This is a genomic window from Ruegeria sp. BHSC029, from assembly GCF_059613085.1.
In genome coordinates, this window is record NZ_JBXWRU010000002.1 from 180,659 (window position 1) to 196,855 (window position 16,197).

Here is a 16,197-nt window from a genome sequence, read left to right on the forward strand (position 1 = left end):
TTATGCTGGCCCTGCTCTCGACCAACGAGCGGATCAGTTACCCGAATTGTTCCGCTCGGCTTCGATCTCACGCCATTTGGCAACGTTTCGGTTGTGTTCCTGCAGCGTCTTGGCGAAGGCATGGCCGCCAGTTCCATCTGCGACGAAGAACACGAAGTCGGTTTCGTCTGGAGCCACGGCAGCTTGCAAGCTGGCCAGTCCCGGGTTGGCAATCGGCGTGGGCGGCAAACCGTCTATCAAATAGGTGTTCCAGGGCGTGTTCCGCCGAAGCTCGCTGCGGCGAAGGCCTCGGCCCAGCGTACCCTGACCCTTGGTCACGCCGTAGATCACTGTGGGATCCGTCTGCAGCTTCATGCCTTGCTTCAGGCGGTTCACAAAGACACTGGCAACCTGACCGCGCTCTTCCGGAATGCCTGTCTCCTTCTCGATGATCGAGGCGAGGATCAGCATTTCTTCGGGGCTGGACAGGGGCAACCCGTCTTGACGCGTCTCCCAAACCCGGGCAATCCGCTCTTGCTGTCGGTCCTGCATCTTTTGCAGAAAAGCCGTTCGCTCATCACCCGGTGAGATTTCGTAGCTGTCCGGGGCCAACATGCCTTCAGGCGGAATTTCCGAGACCTCTCCGGTCAGGGCATCCACGGCCTTCAGCCCCTCAACGACCTGCCAACTGGTGACACCTTCTGCCAAGGAAACGCGGTATCGCGTATCGGCTTGGTTCCGCTTTTCCTGATAGACTTCAGGGACTTCGTCCTCACCAACGACAAATGATGCGACCTCGACGAAATTCAGTGTTGCAGGGTCCAGCTCGCGAACCCGTGTCTGAGTGCGGGTCACACCGATGCGGTACTCGACCTCGGTTCCGCATGTGCTGGCGCCGCTGCGGGTGACTTCGTCGATGATTTCCGCCATCGAAGCGCCTTCGGAGATCAGGAAACTACCCGCTTTCAGCTGCTGCGACTTGTCGGTGTAGTCTGCCGCCATACGAAAGATCGTTGCGCTGCTGATCGCGCCCTGATCTTCAAGATCACGGCTGACTTTGTTCATGTTCGAACCACCCTTCACCCGAAGGCAAATGGCGGTATCGAGCGGGCCCTCGGCCTTGTACTGCGACTGCCCCCAAAGGATCAGACCGCCAAGAAGAAACATGGCGACCACAAGAAAGGTCAGCGCATTGGATGCCAGAGCCCGCCACATTTACGATGCTTTCCCGAAAATCACGCTGGCATTGGTGCCACCGAAGCCGAATGAATTCGACAGCGCCACGTTGATTTCCCGCTCGCGCTTGGCATTCGGCGCCAGGTCGATCGGCGTTTCCACCGCCGGGTTGTCCAGGTTGATCGTCGGCGGGGCCACCTGATCGCGGATCGCCAGGATCGAGAAGATCGCCTCGATCGCGCCCGCGGCCCCCAGCAGGTGTCCTGTGGCCGATTTGGTCGAACTCATCGTCGCCTTGCTGGCATGTTCGCCGAGCAGCCGTTCAACGGCCCCCAGTTCGATCGTGTCCGCCATGGTCGAGGTGCCATGCGCGTTGATATAGTCCAGATCCTTCGGTTCGAGCCCTGCGCTGCGCAGCGCCGCCTTCATCGAGCGCTCCGCCCCGTCGCCATCCTCGGCCGGCGCCGTGATGTGATAGGCATCGCCCGACATGCCATAGCCCAGAACCTCGGCATAGATTTTGGCGCCGCGGGCCACGGCGTGCTCGTATTCCTCCAGAACCACGATACCGGCGCCCTCGCCCATCACGAAACCGTCGCGGTCGACGTCATAGGGGCGGCTGGCGGCCTTTGGGTTGTCGGCATATTTGGTCGACAGCGCCTTGCAGGCGTTGAAACCGGCAATCCCGATCTCGCAGATGCAGCCCTCTCCGCCTCCGGCGATCATCACGTCGGCATCGCCCGATCGGATAATGCGGCTGGCATCGCCGATCGCGTGGGCACCGGTCGAACAGGCGGTCACCACCGAGTGGTTCGGCCCTTTGAAGCCAAAGCGGATCGAAACCTGACCCGAGGCCAGGTTGATCAGCGCGCCCGGGATGAAGAACGGCGACACGCGGCGCGGACCCTTGTCACGGATCAGGTTGGCGGTTTCCGCGATCGAGCCCAGACCACCGATGCCCGACCCGATCAGAACGCCGGTGCGCAGACGCTCTTCCTCGTCCTCGGGCAACCAGTTCGCGTCCTTGCAGGCCATCTCGGCAGCAGCAATCGAATACAGGATGAAATCCTCGATCTTGCGTTGTTCCTTGGGCGGCATCCAGTCATCGGGGTTGAAGGTCCCGTTGGTCCCGTCACCGCGGGGCACCTCGCAGGCATAGGTCGTGGTGACCCCTGCGGCTTCGGCATCGAACAAGGTGATCGGGCCGGCACCTGACTCTCCGGCCAGCAGCCGCGACCAGGTTTCCTCGACCCCACTGGCCAGTGGAGTGACCAATCCCAGACCGGTTACAACGACTCTGCGCATGAAATGCCTCTTGCCTGCTTCCTGTTTGAGAAACGCTCATACCCCGGCCCGGGGTCCGGGGGCAAGAGCAACAGCGTATTCCGCACCGGCAGCTTGCCGCCTGCCCCCGCGCCATACGCCGCGCCCGGCCAGAGGAGAACTACGCGGGTCGCCCCCGACGACCTGTCAGGGGCGGCTCGGATGGATTAGGCTGCGTTACTGGAACTGTGCCACTGGTTCATGGGCGGTTTTGGCCACTGCCAATGCCTCGGACAGGTCGACCGTCTTACGGAACAGCGCCCGCCCGACCAACGCGCCCGAGATATTGGGAATGTAGGCCAGACGCGAGATGTCGTCGCTGCTGCGCACGACGCCGCTGGCGATCACCGGTGTGCGCGAATGCGCGGCCAGCCCCGAAATCTGGCCCAGCTGCGCCTCGACATCCACCATGTCGCTGTCGATATCGGTGACGAGAATGGCAGCCAGCGGAGCATCGGCAAAAGCTTCGATGAAAGCCTCCGGGGTGAACGCGCTTTGGGTGCGCCAGCCGTCGGTCATCACGTAACCCTGCCACACGTCCACGGCCAACACGATCTGGTCTGGGTATAGTTTGGCCAACTCTTTGAACAGATGGGGATCACGCGCCGCCAGGGTGCCGATCACGATGCGGCCTGCCCCTTTGTCGATCCAACGCTCGACCTGCTCGCGCGAGCGGAACCCGCCCGCCAGTTGAACAGGCAGCTCGGCGCTGCGGATGATCTGTTCGACCAGCGCAGAGTTCGTGTCCCGCCCCTCGATCGCATCGAAATCGGTCAGGTGCATCCACTCGGCACCTGCGGCGGCCCAGCCTTGGGCCGTTTCCACCGGATCGACATGCCAGATCATCGGTTCGTCCAGACGGCCCTTGTCCAGCGTGACACAGCGGCCGCTCTGCAATTCCATTGTAGGATAAACCCTCATGAGCACACTCCTCCGCTCAATCGTTCCGGATATCCATGATAGCATACTGGTCGCGCGCAGGTTCGCGTTTCTCAGTTTCGGCAAACGACGATCCGTTTGCGGCACCGCAAAAAAAGAAGCGTTTCAGTTCCGGGCCGGAGGGCCGTCGCGTCGAAACAGTTTCACCGGGCTGTCCCGATACTCTGTCTCGCGCAGCAATTTATATCCAAGCTTGGCCGCCAGCTTTTGCGAGGCCTTATGATCCGTGTCAATCATCGACACCAAGGGCCCGGGCATGATCCGGTCGAACCAGTCATGCGCGGCCTGAACGGCCTCGTGCCCGTATCCCAGGCCATGCGCCTCGGGCGCCAACACCCAACCGGCCTCGGGGAAGGTGTCGAAATCCTCTCCCAGACAGCGGTTGCCGTAAAAGAACCCGGCCTGACCTATCAATTTGCGATTCGCCTGCAAGAACACGGCCCATTGCCCGAATCCAGCCATCTGCCAGTGTCCCGCATTGCGCAGGAACGCGTCCCACGCCTCGCCCCGGGTGCGGGGTTTGCCGCCGATATGACGTACCACGCAGGGGTCGCGCCAAATCTCCGCGAACCGTTCAAAGTCCTCGGGGCGCATTGCGCACATCATCAGGCGCGCGGTGTTGATCATCGGGGCGGATCTTTTCATGCCCTTACCCGGCGTTTTGTTGCCTCATCGCAAACAGTGCAAACCGATTTTCCACGAGGCAAGCGGGAATTCGAGCGGGCAAAAAAAAACGGCGCTTCCGTTGCCCGGAAGCGCCGTTTTCGGTCAAATTAAAAGCGATCAGGAAGCTTCGCTGATGAACTTCACGGCGTCGCCGAAGGTTTGGATGGTCTCGGCTGCATCATCGGGGATCTCGATGCCGAACTCTTCTTCAAAAGCCATGACCAGCTCAACGGTGTCCAGGCTGTCCGCGCCCAGATCGTCGATGAAGGACGCGTTCTCGGTGACTTTGTCCTCTTCAACACCCAGGTGCTCAACAACGATCTTTTTAACGCGATCTGCGACGTCGCTCATGTCTATTCCTCATTCCATTTCAGGGCGGTCTGCCCGGTTCTGCCCTTGCCCGCTCGGGGTGGCCTTGGTTTGCCCGATCCGGGCGGTTTGGGTCCCGGGTCTCCGGGAAAGTAGAAGGCCGACCTGAACGACCGACCCCTGATTACATGCGCCGCCTATAGCACAGACGACGCAAGAGGCAAACGCTTTCGCATCTGCCTCTGGCTGCGCCTACAACATGGCCATGCCGCCGTTCACATGCAAGGTGGTTCCGGTAACATAGCCCGCTTCGGGGCTTGCAAGGTACAACACGGCCGCCGCAATTTCAGATGGCTTGCCCATCCGACCGGCGGGAACCTGCGTCAGGATGCCGGATTTCTGCTCATCGGTCAGCTTGTCGGTCATCGCGGTCGTAATGAAACCCGGCGCGACGGCATTGGCGGTGATGCCACGGCTCGCGACCTCGTAGGCCAGCGACTTGGTCATGCCGACCATGCCCGCCTTGGACGCAGCATAGTTCACCTGACCCGGGTTGCCGGTTGCTCCGACAACGGACGAGATGTTGATGATGCGGCCCCAGCGCGCCTTCATCATGCCCCGCAGAACGCCCTTGCACAGCTTGGCGGTAGCGGTCAGGTTCACGTCGATCACGCTCTGCCATTCCTCGTCGGACATGCGCATGAAGATGTTGTCGCGGGTGATGCCTGCATTGTTGACCAGAATATCAACGGACCCCATGGCATCGGCGGCCTGTTTCGGCAACGCGGCCACGGCCTCGGGATCACTCAGATTGCACGGCAGGACATGAGCGCGCTCGCCCAGTTCATCTGCCAGCTTCTGCAGCGGTTCGACGCGCGTGCCGGACAGACCAACAGTAGCCCCTGCGGCGTGCAAGGTGCGTGCAATTTCGCCCCCGATCCCGCCCGAAGCCCCAGTGATAAGGGCGCATTTTCCAGTCAAATCAAACATACCGGTATCCTTTTCAAGTGTCCTGTCGGACCAGCTTTGAGTTAGTCGCCTGCCTGCAGCGCTTTTTGAACGTCTTCCGGCGTACCAACGGCGGAGCAGGCCACGGCTCGGTCGATCTTGCGGATCATGCCCGACAGAGCCTTGCCCGCACCGATCTCCCACGCTTCGGTCACACCCTGCGCCACCATGTACTGAACGGATTCGCGCCACCGGACCGAACCGGTGACCTGTTCGACCAGCAATTGCCGGATCAGGTCGGGATCGGTCACCGCCTCGGCGCGGACATTGGCAACCAGTGGAACCGCCGGCGCCTTGATTTCGACACCCGCCAGAGCTTCGGCCATCACGTCGGCGGCAGGCTGCATCAGGGCACAATGGAACGGAGCGCTGACCGGCAGCATCACGGCGCGCTTCGCGCCCTTTTCCTTGGCGATTTCAGCGGCGCGTTCAACGGCGGCTTTGGAACCCGAAACCACGACCTGCGTAGGGTCATTGTCATTGGCAGCCTGGCACACCTCGCCCTGTGCGGCCTCTTCGGCCACGGCGCGAACGGCGTCGAGGTCCAGTCCCAGGATCGCGGCCATCGCGCCCTCGCCCACCGGAACGGCGCTCTGCATGGCTTGACCGCGGGTGCGCAGCAGGCGAGCAGTGTCCGCGACACTCAGCGCGCCGGCTGCGGCAAGGGCCGAGTATTCGCCCAGCGAATGACCGGCCACGAAGGCGGCCCTTGTCACATCGACCCCTTCGGCCTCAAGCGCGCGCATCGCCGCCATCGATGTGGCCATCAACGCCGGCTGCGCGTTCTGCGTCAGAGTCAGGGTCTCGATGTCGCCATCCCAGATCAGGCTGCTGAGGCTTTCGCCCAGCGCTTCGTCCACCTCGTCAAACACGGCCTTGGCGGCCGGATAAGCGTCGGCCAGCGCCTTGCCCATGCCGATGGTCTGGGCGCCCTGCCCCGGAAAAACGAACGCAAGTGTCATTGCAACCTCTTGGATGACGTTAGGTTGCGCCGGGGTGTAAACCGAGTGAGGGTCCGGCACAAGCACTGCCTGCACTCTGCGTGACGGCACCGGGTCTGTGCGCCACACGCTATTGTCTATGTGCGTCACACGGTTACCTTGGCCACAGCAGAAAACCCGGAGCGCAAGATCAATGTCCCTAACCAACACCAATGTCAGCTATGGCAGCGTGACCAAGACATTCCACTGGCTGACCGCATTGTTGATCTTCACCGCCTTGCCCTTGGGGTGGTTCGCCAACAACCTGGCCCATGCAATCTATGACCCGACCATCCCCACCACCGAGGCCGATCTTGCCCAAGCCGCACGGCTGTTTTCCCTGCACAAAACCGTTGGGATCACCATCTTCTTCGTTGCGCTGGCACGCATTCTCTGGTCGCTCACCCAAACCAAGCCCGGACTGCTGAACGCCGACAACAAGCCCGAGGCCTTTGCGGCTGAAACGGTCCATTGGCTGCTGTACGGGTCCTTGGTTCTGGTTCCTCTGTCGGGTTGGATCGACCACGCTGCTACCGAAGGCTTCGCACCCATCCTCTGGCCATTTGGGCAGAACCTGCCACTGGTGCCCAAGTCCGAGCATCTGGCCGAGGTGATGGCAACGCTGCACTGGCTTTTCATGCTGGTTCTCGTCGCAGCTTTGACCCTGCACATCGCCGGAGCACTGAAACACCACGTCATCGACAAGGACAGCACCCTGCGGCGAATGTTGCCCGGGACGTCCGCTGCGCCGGTTCCGCCGGAACAGAAGCACTCGATGGTTCCCGCCGCGGCTGCTGGGCTTGTCTGGGTTGGCGTTCTGTCAGCCGGCCTGCTGACCGGCAGTTTTTCAGACAAGCCTGATGCCGAGGTTGAAACGGCCGAGTTGGCGGCGGTTCAATCGGATTGGCAGGTGGAAGAAGGCACGCTTACCATCACGATCACTCAGTTGGGCAACCCTGTTACCGGTCAGTTTTCAGACTGGACCGCCGCGATTACGTTTGACGACCCCGTCGAACCCGGTCCGGCCGGGTCGGTAGAGGTCACGGTCTCCATCGGATCTTTGAGCCTGGGTACGGTAACCGATCAGGCCATGGGGGCTGATTTCTTCGACAAGGCGCAATTCCCGACGGCCAAGTTCGATGCCGAGATCTACAAAACCGAAACGAGGTATGAAGCAAGGGGACCGCTGACCATCCGCGATCAAACACTGGACGTTGTATTGCCCTTCTCTTTGGACATCCAAGGCGAGACTGCCAAAATGTCCGGCACGATGGACCTCAACCGCCTCGACTTCGGGGTTGGCCAATCGATGCCGAAAGAGGACTCGCTGGCCTTCGCCGTCACCGTTTCGATCGAGTTGACGGCAACACGCAACGCTCAGTAAGCCGACAACACGAAAAAACCGCCGGGGCTTCGGCCACCGGCGGTTTCTCTGATTCTGAAGCCCGGATCAGTCGGCCTTCTGCGCCTCGATCGAAATCGCGACAGCAACTTCATCTCCGACGAAAGGCGCGAACTTGCCCAGTTCGAAATCGCTGCGCACCAGGGTGGTGGTGGCATCGAACCCGGCCCAAGGCTTGCCCGCCATCGGATGCTCGCCGACCTGATTCAGCTTGGCATCCAGAACCACTGGCTTGGTCACACCATTCAAGGTCAGGTCCCCGGTGATCTTTGCGGTGTTCTCACTCGTCACCTCGATCGAGGTCGAGGTAAATGTCACCATTTCCTCGGCGGTCGCCGCGAAGAAGTCTTCGGACATGAAATGATCTTCACGGGGTTTCCAGCCGGTGATCATCTCGACCACGGGCATCGAAACCGTCACGCTCGACGCGGCGGGATCTTCCTGGTCAAACATGATTTCGCCCTCGAAACCCGAGAACATGCCGGTGGTGGTCGAAAAGCCAAGATGGTTGTAGCTGAAAACAACCTGGCTGTGGCTTGGGTCCAGAACGTATTTTTCCGGGGCCGCGATGGCCGAGGTCGCCGCCGTGGCAATTGCTGCTGCAATAAGGGTGGATTTCATGACAATCTCCGAAAGTTTTCAAAGCGCAAACCGGTTGGGTTGCTCCAAAACAAAGATGTGCCGCCCATGGGCGGCACACAACCTTCATTCTCTCACAAATTCTGTTCCTCAATGAACAGAATAAAATTCAGGCGAAAATTGTTACGCTTCCGCTGAGTTGCCCTTTCAGCGCTCGGCTGACATCCGCCGATTCCAGCGGCAGCTTCATCAGAAGGCTGCCATCGACTTCAAAGAGTTCAACCTGGTCGTCCACGAACCGGGCTCCGCCCAACGTATCGTAGCTGCGGCGCAGTACGGTCTGCGGACGCCCGTTTTCGTTCTTCTGCAGCACCCGAACTTCGCGGCGGATCGGGTCGAAATATGCGTCGGGACGCGGATCCAGAACCTCGATGGTCAGCAGGCTCACCCCGAGGATCAGGAACATCAGCGATGCGACCAGCTTGATGGTCCAGACGTCGGCCCCGATGACCGAACCCGGCATCAGCCACATCGAAAAGGCCGATACGATCAGAAATGCACCCAGCACACGGAACAGGACCAACCGGGCCTTCCAATTCGGTGCAAAGGAAATAAGCACGGGCACGGACTTGTCGTATGCTGCGCCGGCTGCGGACTGTTGAAATGTGTTCGTGTTCATGACGGCCATCGCTTTTGCCCTGTCCAAGTTTCTTGAGACCCCCCGGGTAACGCCGGGCTTGCAAACAACCTCAAGCCGAAAAGCGTCAGGATTTGGGCAGCCCAAAGGTAATTGGGCGGCGTGAGAAAGGCATTCATGGCAGGGCTTGCCCCCCATCCAGAAACGTGTATACGGGGCCATCCTTCGCAATACGCATGAACCGCGCAGCCTCTCGTGGCAGGGTCGCGAAGGGTTGCTGGCCCCGCCTATGAAATGCGCCTTGAAATAAACAGGAGTGAACATGCCACTGTATGAGCATGTAATGATCGCGCGTCAGGATCTGTCCAACGCGCAGGCCGAGGGCCTGATCGAACACTTTGGCACCGTATTGGCTGACAACGGCGGCAAGATCGTCGACAGCGAGTACTGGGGCGTCAAAACGATGGCCTACAAGATCAACAAAAACCGCAAGGGCCACTATGCCTTCCTGAAGACCGACGCTCCGTCGGGCGCCGTTCAGGAAATGGAGCGCCTGATGCGCCTGCATGAAGACGTGATGCGCGTTCTGACCATCAAGGTCGACGAACATCCCGAGGGCCCCTCGGTCCAGATGCAGAAGCGCGATGAGCGCGATGGCCGCCGCGAGCGCCGTTGATCAACGCCTGAGGAAAGGACACCAAACCATGGCCGCAAAACCGTTTTTCCGCCGCCGCAAGGTCTGCCCGTTCTCGGGCGAGAACGCGCCGAAGATCGACTACAAAGACACCCGTCTGCTGCAGCGCTACATTTCCGAGCGTGGCAAGATCGTGCCTTCGCGCATCACCGCCGTTTCGGCAAAGAAGCAGCGTGAACTGGCCCGCGCCATCAAGCGCGCCCGCTTCCTCGCCCTGCTGCCCTACGCCGTGAAGTAAGGAGAGACTGATATGCAAGTTATCCTTCTGGAACGCGTTGCGAAACTGGGTCAGATGGGCGATGTCGTCGACGTCAAGCCCGGATACGCCCGCAACTTCCTGCTGCCGCAAGGCAAAGCGCTGAGCGCGTCCGAGGCCAACATCGCCTCGTTCGAAGCCCAGAAAGCGCAGCTGGAAGCCCGCAACCTGGAAACCAAGAAAGAAGCTGAAGCTCTGGCTGAAAAGCTGGACGGTCAGCAGTTCATCGTGATTCGCTCGGCATCGGACGCCGGTGCGCTGTACGGCTCGGTCACCCCGCGTGACGCAGCCGATGCCGCGACCGCTGCTGGTTTCACTGTTGACAAGAAGCAGGTCGTTCTGGTCTCGCCGATCAAAGAGCTGGGTCTGCACACGGTTTCCGTCAAGCTGCACCCCGAAGTCGAAGTCGAAATAAAACTGAACGTTGCCCGCTCGGAAGAAGAAGCCGAACTTCAGGCATCGGGCAAGTCGATCCAGGAACTGGCCGCTGAAGAAGAGGCCGCCGCAGATTTTGAAATCGCGGAACTGTTCGACGACATCGGCTCGGCCGCTTCGGAAGACGAAGAACTGGTTGCCGCCGATGCTTCGACCGAGGAAGACGAACCCAAAGCCTGATCCGATCAGGTCTGTTGATCTAAAAGGCCGCGCTGCATTGCGCGGCCTTTTTCTTTCTACTGGCAATTTTTGGCCGCCGCAGCGCGCCGGACTTGCGACCCGGGGCCACTTTCGTATCATCCAGCCGCGTAACAACCCGGAGAAGTTGCATGGCAAAGGTCCTGCGTCGAATATTGCTTTCAGTGCTTCTGGCTGCCCCGATTGCCGCCTGCAGCGACCCGTCTGGCAAAGCGACGAAGGAACAGGCATTCGAGCCGCCGCTCTACCCTAACGAAACGCCCGAATTGCGCGAGTCGATCAACAAATGGGCTGATCACTATGAACTGCCGCGGGAACTGGTCCATAAGTTGGCGATCCGCGAAAGCACGCATCGCCCCTGGGCGACGAACCGGCCATATTACGGCCTGCTGCAGATCCTTCCCGCCACCGCTCGTTCGATGGGCTACAAGGGCGACGCCAAGGGGCTTCTGGATGCGGACACCAATCTGGAATATGCGGGCAAGTATCTTCGCGGGGCCTGGATGCTGGCCGACGGCGACCAGCAGCGCGCGATCTTCCTCTATGCAAAGGGGTACTACCCCGAAGCCAAGGCTCGCGGAATGCTGGTTGAAACCGGCTTGCGGTCCGAATAGCGTGAAAGGGGCAATCGACACCGGTCTAGACTGTGTTCAATTTGACCGAGAATACCTCACAGGATGAAATAATCCGGAGGTTGTCTGTTGCCATTAGCACTCAATAACTCCATGTGATATGTACAAATGGGTTGCGCAATCTGTTCAGATTGACGCAACGTAGGCTGTGATACGGACAGATACGGCATTTTTCGGGGGAAATGCCGATGGGACAAAGGTTGGACGAGTGAAACTTATTGACTTGGCCACAATTGATCATGATGAACGGTCGGCTTACGACATCATCAATTCTGTCTGCAACGAACTTGGGTTCGACTATGCGTCCTATGCGACGACCCATCCCGTGAATGGTGATGTCCAAGGTTACGCGAACTACCCGGACGAGTGGAAGATTCACTACGCCACGCAAGGCTACCATCACCTTGATCCCACCCTGTATCAGTCGGCGCTCAGCATCGCGCCGGTGGACTGGGGTCGCTTCAATCACGACGACAAGTTCAACGCGGTGTTCCGTGACGCTCATGATTTCGGGATCACCGACCGTGGCCTAACGGTTCCGGTTCGGGGGCCTTATGGCGAAACTGGCTTGCTCAGCGTGACCAAGGATTGCACGGACGAGGAATGGAAAAAGCTTAAAAAGCACGTGATGGGCGACCTCCAGATGGCCGCGGTTCACGCACATGACACCGTCATGCAATCTGGCCTTCTGGCCAAGGCTCTATACCTTCCGACCCTATCCTCGCGCGAAAAAGAAATCCTGCAATGGGTCGCCGAGGGCAAGTCCCAGCAGGATATCGGAGATATTCTGTGCATTTCGCACCGGACGGTCGAGGTGCACATGCGTTCCGGGCGAGAGAAACTGGGCGCACTTACAACCGCCCAGGCGATCGGCCGTGCCATTGGTCTGGGGTTAATTTACCCCGGTTAACAATTAAGGCAGAAAAATACGGGATATCCCCAATAGTCTTGTTTCGAAACTTGGTTAATCTGCTCCTTACGGTAACCAAACTGTAGGGGGATGGAATGATCATCGTTATTGATGGCATCAACCAGCATAAGTTCAAAGACGTCTTGGATGAGATGTTCAAGCTGCGAGCACGCGTGTTCGGGGATCGCTTGGGCTGGGAAGTGAACATCCAGGACGGGCGCGAATTCGATCAATTCGACTCGCTCAATCCTGCACACGTGGTCAGCATCAACGACGAGGGGGACGTCGTTGGGTGCATGCGCCTCTTGCAGACGACCGGCCCGCACATGCTGGCCGATGTGTTCAGCTCGATCCTTGATGGCGAGCCGCCGATCCGCAGCGCCCAGGTTTGGGAAGCCACGCGGTTCTGCGTCGACACGAAACGGCTCGGCCGGGGACGCGGCAAAAATTCCGTATCCTACGTGACCAGCGAGGTCATGATTGGGTCATTCGAATACGCCCAGGAAGCTGGAGTGCTCGACTCGGTCGCGGTCATTGATCCGGTTATGAACCGGGTACTGCAACGGTCCGGAAATGCTCCGTACGACTATGTCGGAACGGCCAAGCCGATGGGCAAAGTGGTCGCAATGGCCGCTCTGATGGATTGTTCGGACGAGCGCATCCAATCGATCCGCGAGTATTCGAGCATCGACTACGACGTGTTCCTGACCGACGATCAGGCGCTCGACCTGTTCAATTCGGGTCAGCAAGCCAAGCTTGCATTGGCCGGTGCCGCCAATCTTGACCACCAGCCACTGACCGATCTTGAGAAATACTTCGTCGAGCAGATGCACGCTGCGACGACGAAAGAAGAAGTCCAGGCCGTACTCAAATTGATCGAGAGCCTGTCGGACCGCTTCACCCCAGAGCAGAAAACCGCTCTGTTGCAAACCCCCCGTGCTTTTGCTCATGAGGCCTGACCCCCTCACCTCATAAGTCCAAAAGCCACCCATGCGGAGCCGTCTCATTCCAGGCGGCTCCGCTCTAATTTTTGCAACCGATCCGCCGCTGGCGCCATACGTTCCGGTTCTCGGCAGCAACAAAGAAGGCCCTCCGAAGAGGGCCTGTTTTCATTTCATTCTGTCCGGACAATCGCCATTTGACAGACCGGGTGCGGCGGCACCCGGACCGACCAGTAAACGCGGCTTATTCCTCTTCGAGGGCTTCGATTGCCTTCTGCAGCTCTTCCTTGCTGACTTCCTTTTCGGTCACTTTGGCCAGCTCGACCACGTAGTCCACAACCTTGTCCTCAAAGATCGGCGCGCGCAGTTGCTGCTGCATCTGAGCGTTCTGCTGAACGAACTCGAAGAACTGACGCTCCTGACCCGGGTACTGGCGAGCCTGGTTCATGATCGCCTGGGTCATCTCGGCGTCGGTGACTTCGACTTCAGCCTTCTGGCCCAGCTCGGCCAGCAACAGGCCCAGACGCACGCGGCGCTCAGCCAGTTTGTTGTGCTCTTCGGTCGGCTCGATCTCATCGTGGTTGTGATCGGTCACCTCGGGGTTTTCTTCGTGCCACAGCTGATGTGCGATCTGCTTGGCTTCGGCTTCGACCAGGGTCGGCGGCAGGTCGAACGACACTTTCTCGTCCAGCGCGTCCAGCAGAGCGCGCTTCATCACCGCGCGCGACGCACCTGCGTATTCGGCTTCCAGACGTTCGGCAATCTGTGCCTTCAACGCAGCCAGATCCTCAGCGCCGAACTTCTGTGCCAGTTCGTCGTTGATCTCGGCGGCAACAGGTTCCTTTACCTCTTTGATGGTGCAGGTAAACACGGCCTCTTTGCCGGCCAGGTGCTCGGCACCGTATTCTTCGGGGAAGGTAACGGTGACGTCTTTGACTTCCTCGGCCTTCACGCCAACCAGCTGATCCTCGAAACCGGGGATGAAGCTGTTCGAGCCCAGCACCAGCGGGTAATCCTCGGCCGAACCGCCTTCGAAGGCCTCGCCGTCAACCTTGCCGACGAAATCGATGACGACCTGATCGCCTTCCTTCGCCTTTGATCCCTTGCGGCGGGCTTTGAAATCCTGAGCGGTTTCAGCCAGGTTCTGCAGGGCTTCTTCCACGGCTGCGTCGTCCGCCTTGACGACCAGCTTTTCCAGCTCGACCGATTTCAGGTCAACTTCGGGGATTTTCGGCAGGGCTTCATAGGACATTTCTACGTGAACGTCGTCGCCTTCTTTCCAGTCTTCGTTGGTCATCTTGACCTGGGGCTGCAGCGCCGGACGATCACCACTGTCTTCGAAGTGCTTGTTCATCGCACCGTCGATGGTTTCTTGCATTGCTTCGCCCAACAGGCGCTGGCCAAACTGCTTTTTCAGCAGTGCCATGGGAACCTTGCCCTTGCGGAAGCCTTTCATCTCGATTTCCGGCTGAGCTTCGATCAGTTTCTCATTGACCTTCTCGTCCAGCTCGGCGGCGGTAACAACGATGTTGTAGCCGCGTTTCAGACCCTCGTTCAGCGTCTCGGTAACCTGCATTCTGGTAGTCCCCATAGGATTCGGGGCGCGCAAAACGGGCGCGCCGGGCAAATTTGACGCCTTCTATTTGCCTAGCCGCCGAAGGGCAAGGGGCAAGGTGCCAGATTGGCCTTGTTTTGCCACCCTGCCCCACAAAAAACGCCCCGGACAGAGCCGGGGCGCCATGAATTCACAACAACAACTGGATCAGAACTTCCAGCGGGCCCCCAGGACCCAAGCTTCGTTCTTGTCAAACGACGTCCCGTCGTTGAAGTCGTGGTTGCGATACTTCAGGTAGGCATCGGTGTTGATGCTGTCGATGCGCTGCACCACTGCGATACCCCAAGACTCGGTGCTGGACCCGTCCGTGTTGAAATCGGAACCATCATAGTAGTCGATGCCGATACCAGTCTTACCCCAGGACACCCAATTATCCTCGTAGGCGATCTTGGTGTACCAGAAGTTGGGATCGCTTTCGCCCGACACGTTGTTTCGGGTACCGGCAGCAGCGGTGAAACTGAAGCCGCTGGGCAGCAGCACCGATGCCGAGCCGATCGTGTCTTCACGGTCGCCGGAACCATCGTCGAAATCACGCACTGCATAGGCAACGCTTGCCGCGAACTCGACGCCACCGGCAAAGGTGTTGTTGTAGTTCAGAGCAACGTCGTAATAGTCGTCGTCATCACTGCTCGACAGGATGTTCTGACCATAGGCGAAGCTTGCCGAAAAGCCGCTGAAATCCGGCGTGTCATACCGCACGCGGCCACGACGCGCGCCGTCAAAGTTGCTGCTGGAGTCGCCGACGGTGATGTCGCTGAGGGTTCCGTCGGTTCCGCGGTAGAAGAAGCCCGAGTTTTCATCGTTGGTGAACGAATACAGCGCGGTGCCGACATAAGACAGGTCAGTTTCCGCTGCACCGTCAGACGCCATGCTGCCCTGACCGGCCGAGAATTTACCCCAGCCACCTTTCAGCGCAAAATCCACGTGACGAATGTCTTCCCGGGTCCAGCCGCTGAAATCGGTACCCAGCTGGTTCCACTCACTGGAGTTCGGCAGACCCAGCGCGGTTTCAAAGCGGAAGGTGAATTCGTTCTGGCCAAACGGCTGCATCAGGCTCAGGCCGACGCGGCTGTTGGACAGGTCGTTGTCCAGCAGGCGGGTATCGGTCTCTTGGCCGTCGTCAACCGAGATGATTGCCGGGTTGAACTGCCCATATAGCAGAACATAGCCACCGCTGTTGTTCTCGTATTTCAGCTCTGCCGCGGCGGGGATGGCCGTGGTGGCCGCAAGAACAGCGGCGACTGAGGAGAGTTTGATATTCAATGTCATAGCACTCACCATGAAAGGTTCGGGTTTCAGGTACTGCCCAGATGTTCAGTGGAACTGTCCGGTTCCAGAGGCCCCTACGCCATTCAGCTCGATCATTGCAAATCCGCCACAAAGACAGAGTGGCAACAATGCAAAATGTCCGTGTTATCAATATTTTAACAACAAACGCGTGCAGGCTTCAGACGGCCCGCAAGAGAATTCTGCCATCCGGCCATGCGTTTGGCAAACACTCGCTATGCATTTGCGCAG

The 16,197-nt window shown here is 59.3% G+C and carries 18 protein-coding genes; 7 read left to right on the forward strand and 11 right to left on the reverse strand.

Translation table 11 applies throughout. The annotated features are described in order from the left end of the window. Positions 1 to 33: 33 nt before the first annotated feature. The 7 genes from mltG to fabD form a co-directional block, all read right to left on the reverse strand. Positions 34 to 1,194, reverse strand: a complete 1,161-nt coding sequence (gene mltG / locus AC2FML_RS04520) for an endolytic transglycosylase MltG (protein ID WP_496736662.1) — start codon at positions 1,192 to 1,194, stop codon at positions 34 to 36. After that, positions 1,195 to 2,460, reverse strand: a complete 1,266-nt coding sequence (gene fabF / locus AC2FML_RS04525) for a beta-ketoacyl-ACP synthase II (protein WP_170338075.1) — start codon at positions 2,458 to 2,460, stop codon at positions 1,195 to 1,197. 195 nt (positions 2,461 to 2,655) lie between these two features. Continuing rightward, positions 2,656 to 3,399: a 1-(5-phosphoribosyl)-5-[(5-phosphoribosylamino)methylideneamino]imidazole-4-carboxamide isomerase gene (locus AC2FML_RS04530; RefSeq protein WP_496782177.1), complete on the reverse strand. Its 744-nt coding sequence runs from the start codon at positions 3,397 to 3,399 to the stop codon at positions 2,656 to 2,658. 123 nt (positions 3,400 to 3,522) lie between these two features. Then, on the reverse strand, positions 3,523 to 4,062 hold the full coding sequence (locus AC2FML_RS04535) for a GNAT family N-acetyltransferase (protein ID WP_170366317.1): 540 nt from the start codon (positions 4,060 to 4,062) through the stop codon (positions 3,523 to 3,525). A gap of 138 nt (positions 4,063 to 4,200) precedes the next feature. Continuing rightward, complete coding sequence (locus AC2FML_RS04540; protein WP_005982462.1) at positions 4,201 to 4,434, reverse strand: acyl carrier protein; 234 nt, start codon at positions 4,432 to 4,434, stop codon at positions 4,201 to 4,203. A gap of 210 nt (positions 4,435 to 4,644) precedes the next feature. After that, the gene (fabG, locus tag AC2FML_RS04545) at positions 4,645 to 5,382 is read right to left on the reverse strand and encodes a 3-oxoacyl-[acyl-carrier-protein] reductase (protein WP_496782179.1); all 738 of its coding nucleotides are present in this window, start codon (positions 5,380 to 5,382) and stop codon (positions 4,645 to 4,647) included. A 41-nt stretch (positions 5,383 to 5,423) separates the two neighbouring features. Then, entirely contained in the window at positions 5,424 to 6,362 is a 939-nt protein-coding gene (gene fabD / locus AC2FML_RS04550) for an ACP S-malonyltransferase (RefSeq protein ID WP_170366319.1), read from the reverse strand. A 172-nt stretch (positions 6,363 to 6,534) separates the two neighbouring features. On the opposite strand from fabD, the gene AC2FML_RS04555 reads away from it, so the two are divergent. Next, positions 6,535 to 7,764: a cytochrome b/b6 domain-containing protein gene (locus AC2FML_RS04555; protein WP_496782181.1), complete on the forward strand. Its 1,230-nt coding sequence runs from the start codon at positions 6,535 to 6,537 to the stop codon at positions 7,762 to 7,764. A gap of 66 nt (positions 7,765 to 7,830) precedes the next feature. Here AC2FML_RS04555 and AC2FML_RS04560 read toward each other — a convergent pair whose 3' ends face one another. Together AC2FML_RS04560 and AC2FML_RS04565 are read right to left on the reverse strand one after the other, a co-directional pair. After that, on the reverse strand, positions 7,831 to 8,403 hold the full coding sequence (locus tag AC2FML_RS04560) for a YceI family protein (protein ID WP_496782183.1): 573 nt from the start codon (positions 8,401 to 8,403) through the stop codon (positions 7,831 to 7,833). A gap of 127 nt (positions 8,404 to 8,530) precedes the next feature. Then, positions 8,531 to 9,040: a hypothetical protein gene (locus tag AC2FML_RS04565; protein ID WP_244952357.1), complete on the reverse strand. Its 510-nt coding sequence runs from the start codon at positions 9,038 to 9,040 to the stop codon at positions 8,531 to 8,533. A 280-nt stretch (positions 9,041 to 9,320) separates the two neighbouring features. Here AC2FML_RS04565 and rpsF point away from each other — a divergent pair, with 280 nt between their 5' ends. From rpsF to AC2FML_RS04595, 6 genes are all read left to right on the forward strand, one after another. After that, positions 9,321 to 9,674: a 30S ribosomal protein S6 gene (gene rpsF, locus AC2FML_RS04570; protein ID WP_093962413.1), complete on the forward strand. Its 354-nt coding sequence runs from the start codon at positions 9,321 to 9,323 to the stop codon at positions 9,672 to 9,674. Between the two features lie 28 nt (positions 9,675 to 9,702). After that, a complete protein-coding gene (gene rpsR / locus AC2FML_RS04575) occupies positions 9,703 to 9,930 on the forward strand; it encodes a 30S ribosomal protein S18 (RefSeq protein ID WP_005608650.1) in 228 nt (75 codons plus the stop codon). A 12-nt stretch (positions 9,931 to 9,942) separates the two neighbouring features. Further along, positions 9,943 to 10,563, forward strand: coding sequence for a 50S ribosomal protein L9 (gene rplI / locus AC2FML_RS04580; protein WP_093962414.1), 621 nt, complete (start codon positions 9,943 to 9,945; stop codon positions 10,561 to 10,563). A gap of 149 nt (positions 10,564 to 10,712) precedes the next feature. Beyond that, on the forward strand, positions 10,713 to 11,195 hold the full coding sequence (locus AC2FML_RS04585; RefSeq protein ID WP_170372326.1) for a lytic transglycosylase domain-containing protein: 483 nt from the start codon (positions 10,713 to 10,715) through the stop codon (positions 11,193 to 11,195). 226 nt (positions 11,196 to 11,421) lie between these two features. Then, positions 11,422 to 12,123: a helix-turn-helix transcriptional regulator gene (locus AC2FML_RS04590; RefSeq protein WP_170338055.1), complete on the forward strand. Its 702-nt coding sequence runs from the start codon at positions 11,422 to 11,424 to the stop codon at positions 12,121 to 12,123. A 95-nt stretch (positions 12,124 to 12,218) separates the two neighbouring features. Further along, positions 12,219 to 13,082 carry an acyl-homoserine-lactone synthase gene (locus AC2FML_RS04595; RefSeq protein ID WP_496782185.1) on the forward strand — a complete coding sequence of 288 codons (864 nt, stop codon included), beginning with the start codon at positions 12,219 to 12,221 and terminating at the stop codon, positions 13,080 to 13,082. A 226-nt stretch (positions 13,083 to 13,308) separates the two neighbouring features. Here the strand turns inward: AC2FML_RS04595 and tig are convergent, their stop codons facing one another. Together tig and AC2FML_RS04605 are read right to left on the reverse strand one after the other, a co-directional pair. Next, positions 13,309 to 14,640 carry a trigger factor gene (gene tig, locus AC2FML_RS04600; RefSeq protein ID WP_170509249.1) on the reverse strand — a complete coding sequence of 444 codons (1,332 nt, stop codon included), beginning with the start codon at positions 14,638 to 14,640 and terminating at the stop codon, positions 13,309 to 13,311. Positions 14,641 to 14,826: 186 nt separating this feature from the next. Next, positions 14,827 to 15,948 carry a porin gene (locus tag AC2FML_RS04605; RefSeq protein WP_093962418.1) on the reverse strand — a complete coding sequence of 374 codons (1,122 nt, stop codon included), beginning with the start codon at positions 15,946 to 15,948 and terminating at the stop codon, positions 14,827 to 14,829. Positions 15,949 to 16,197: the final 249 nt, after the last annotated feature.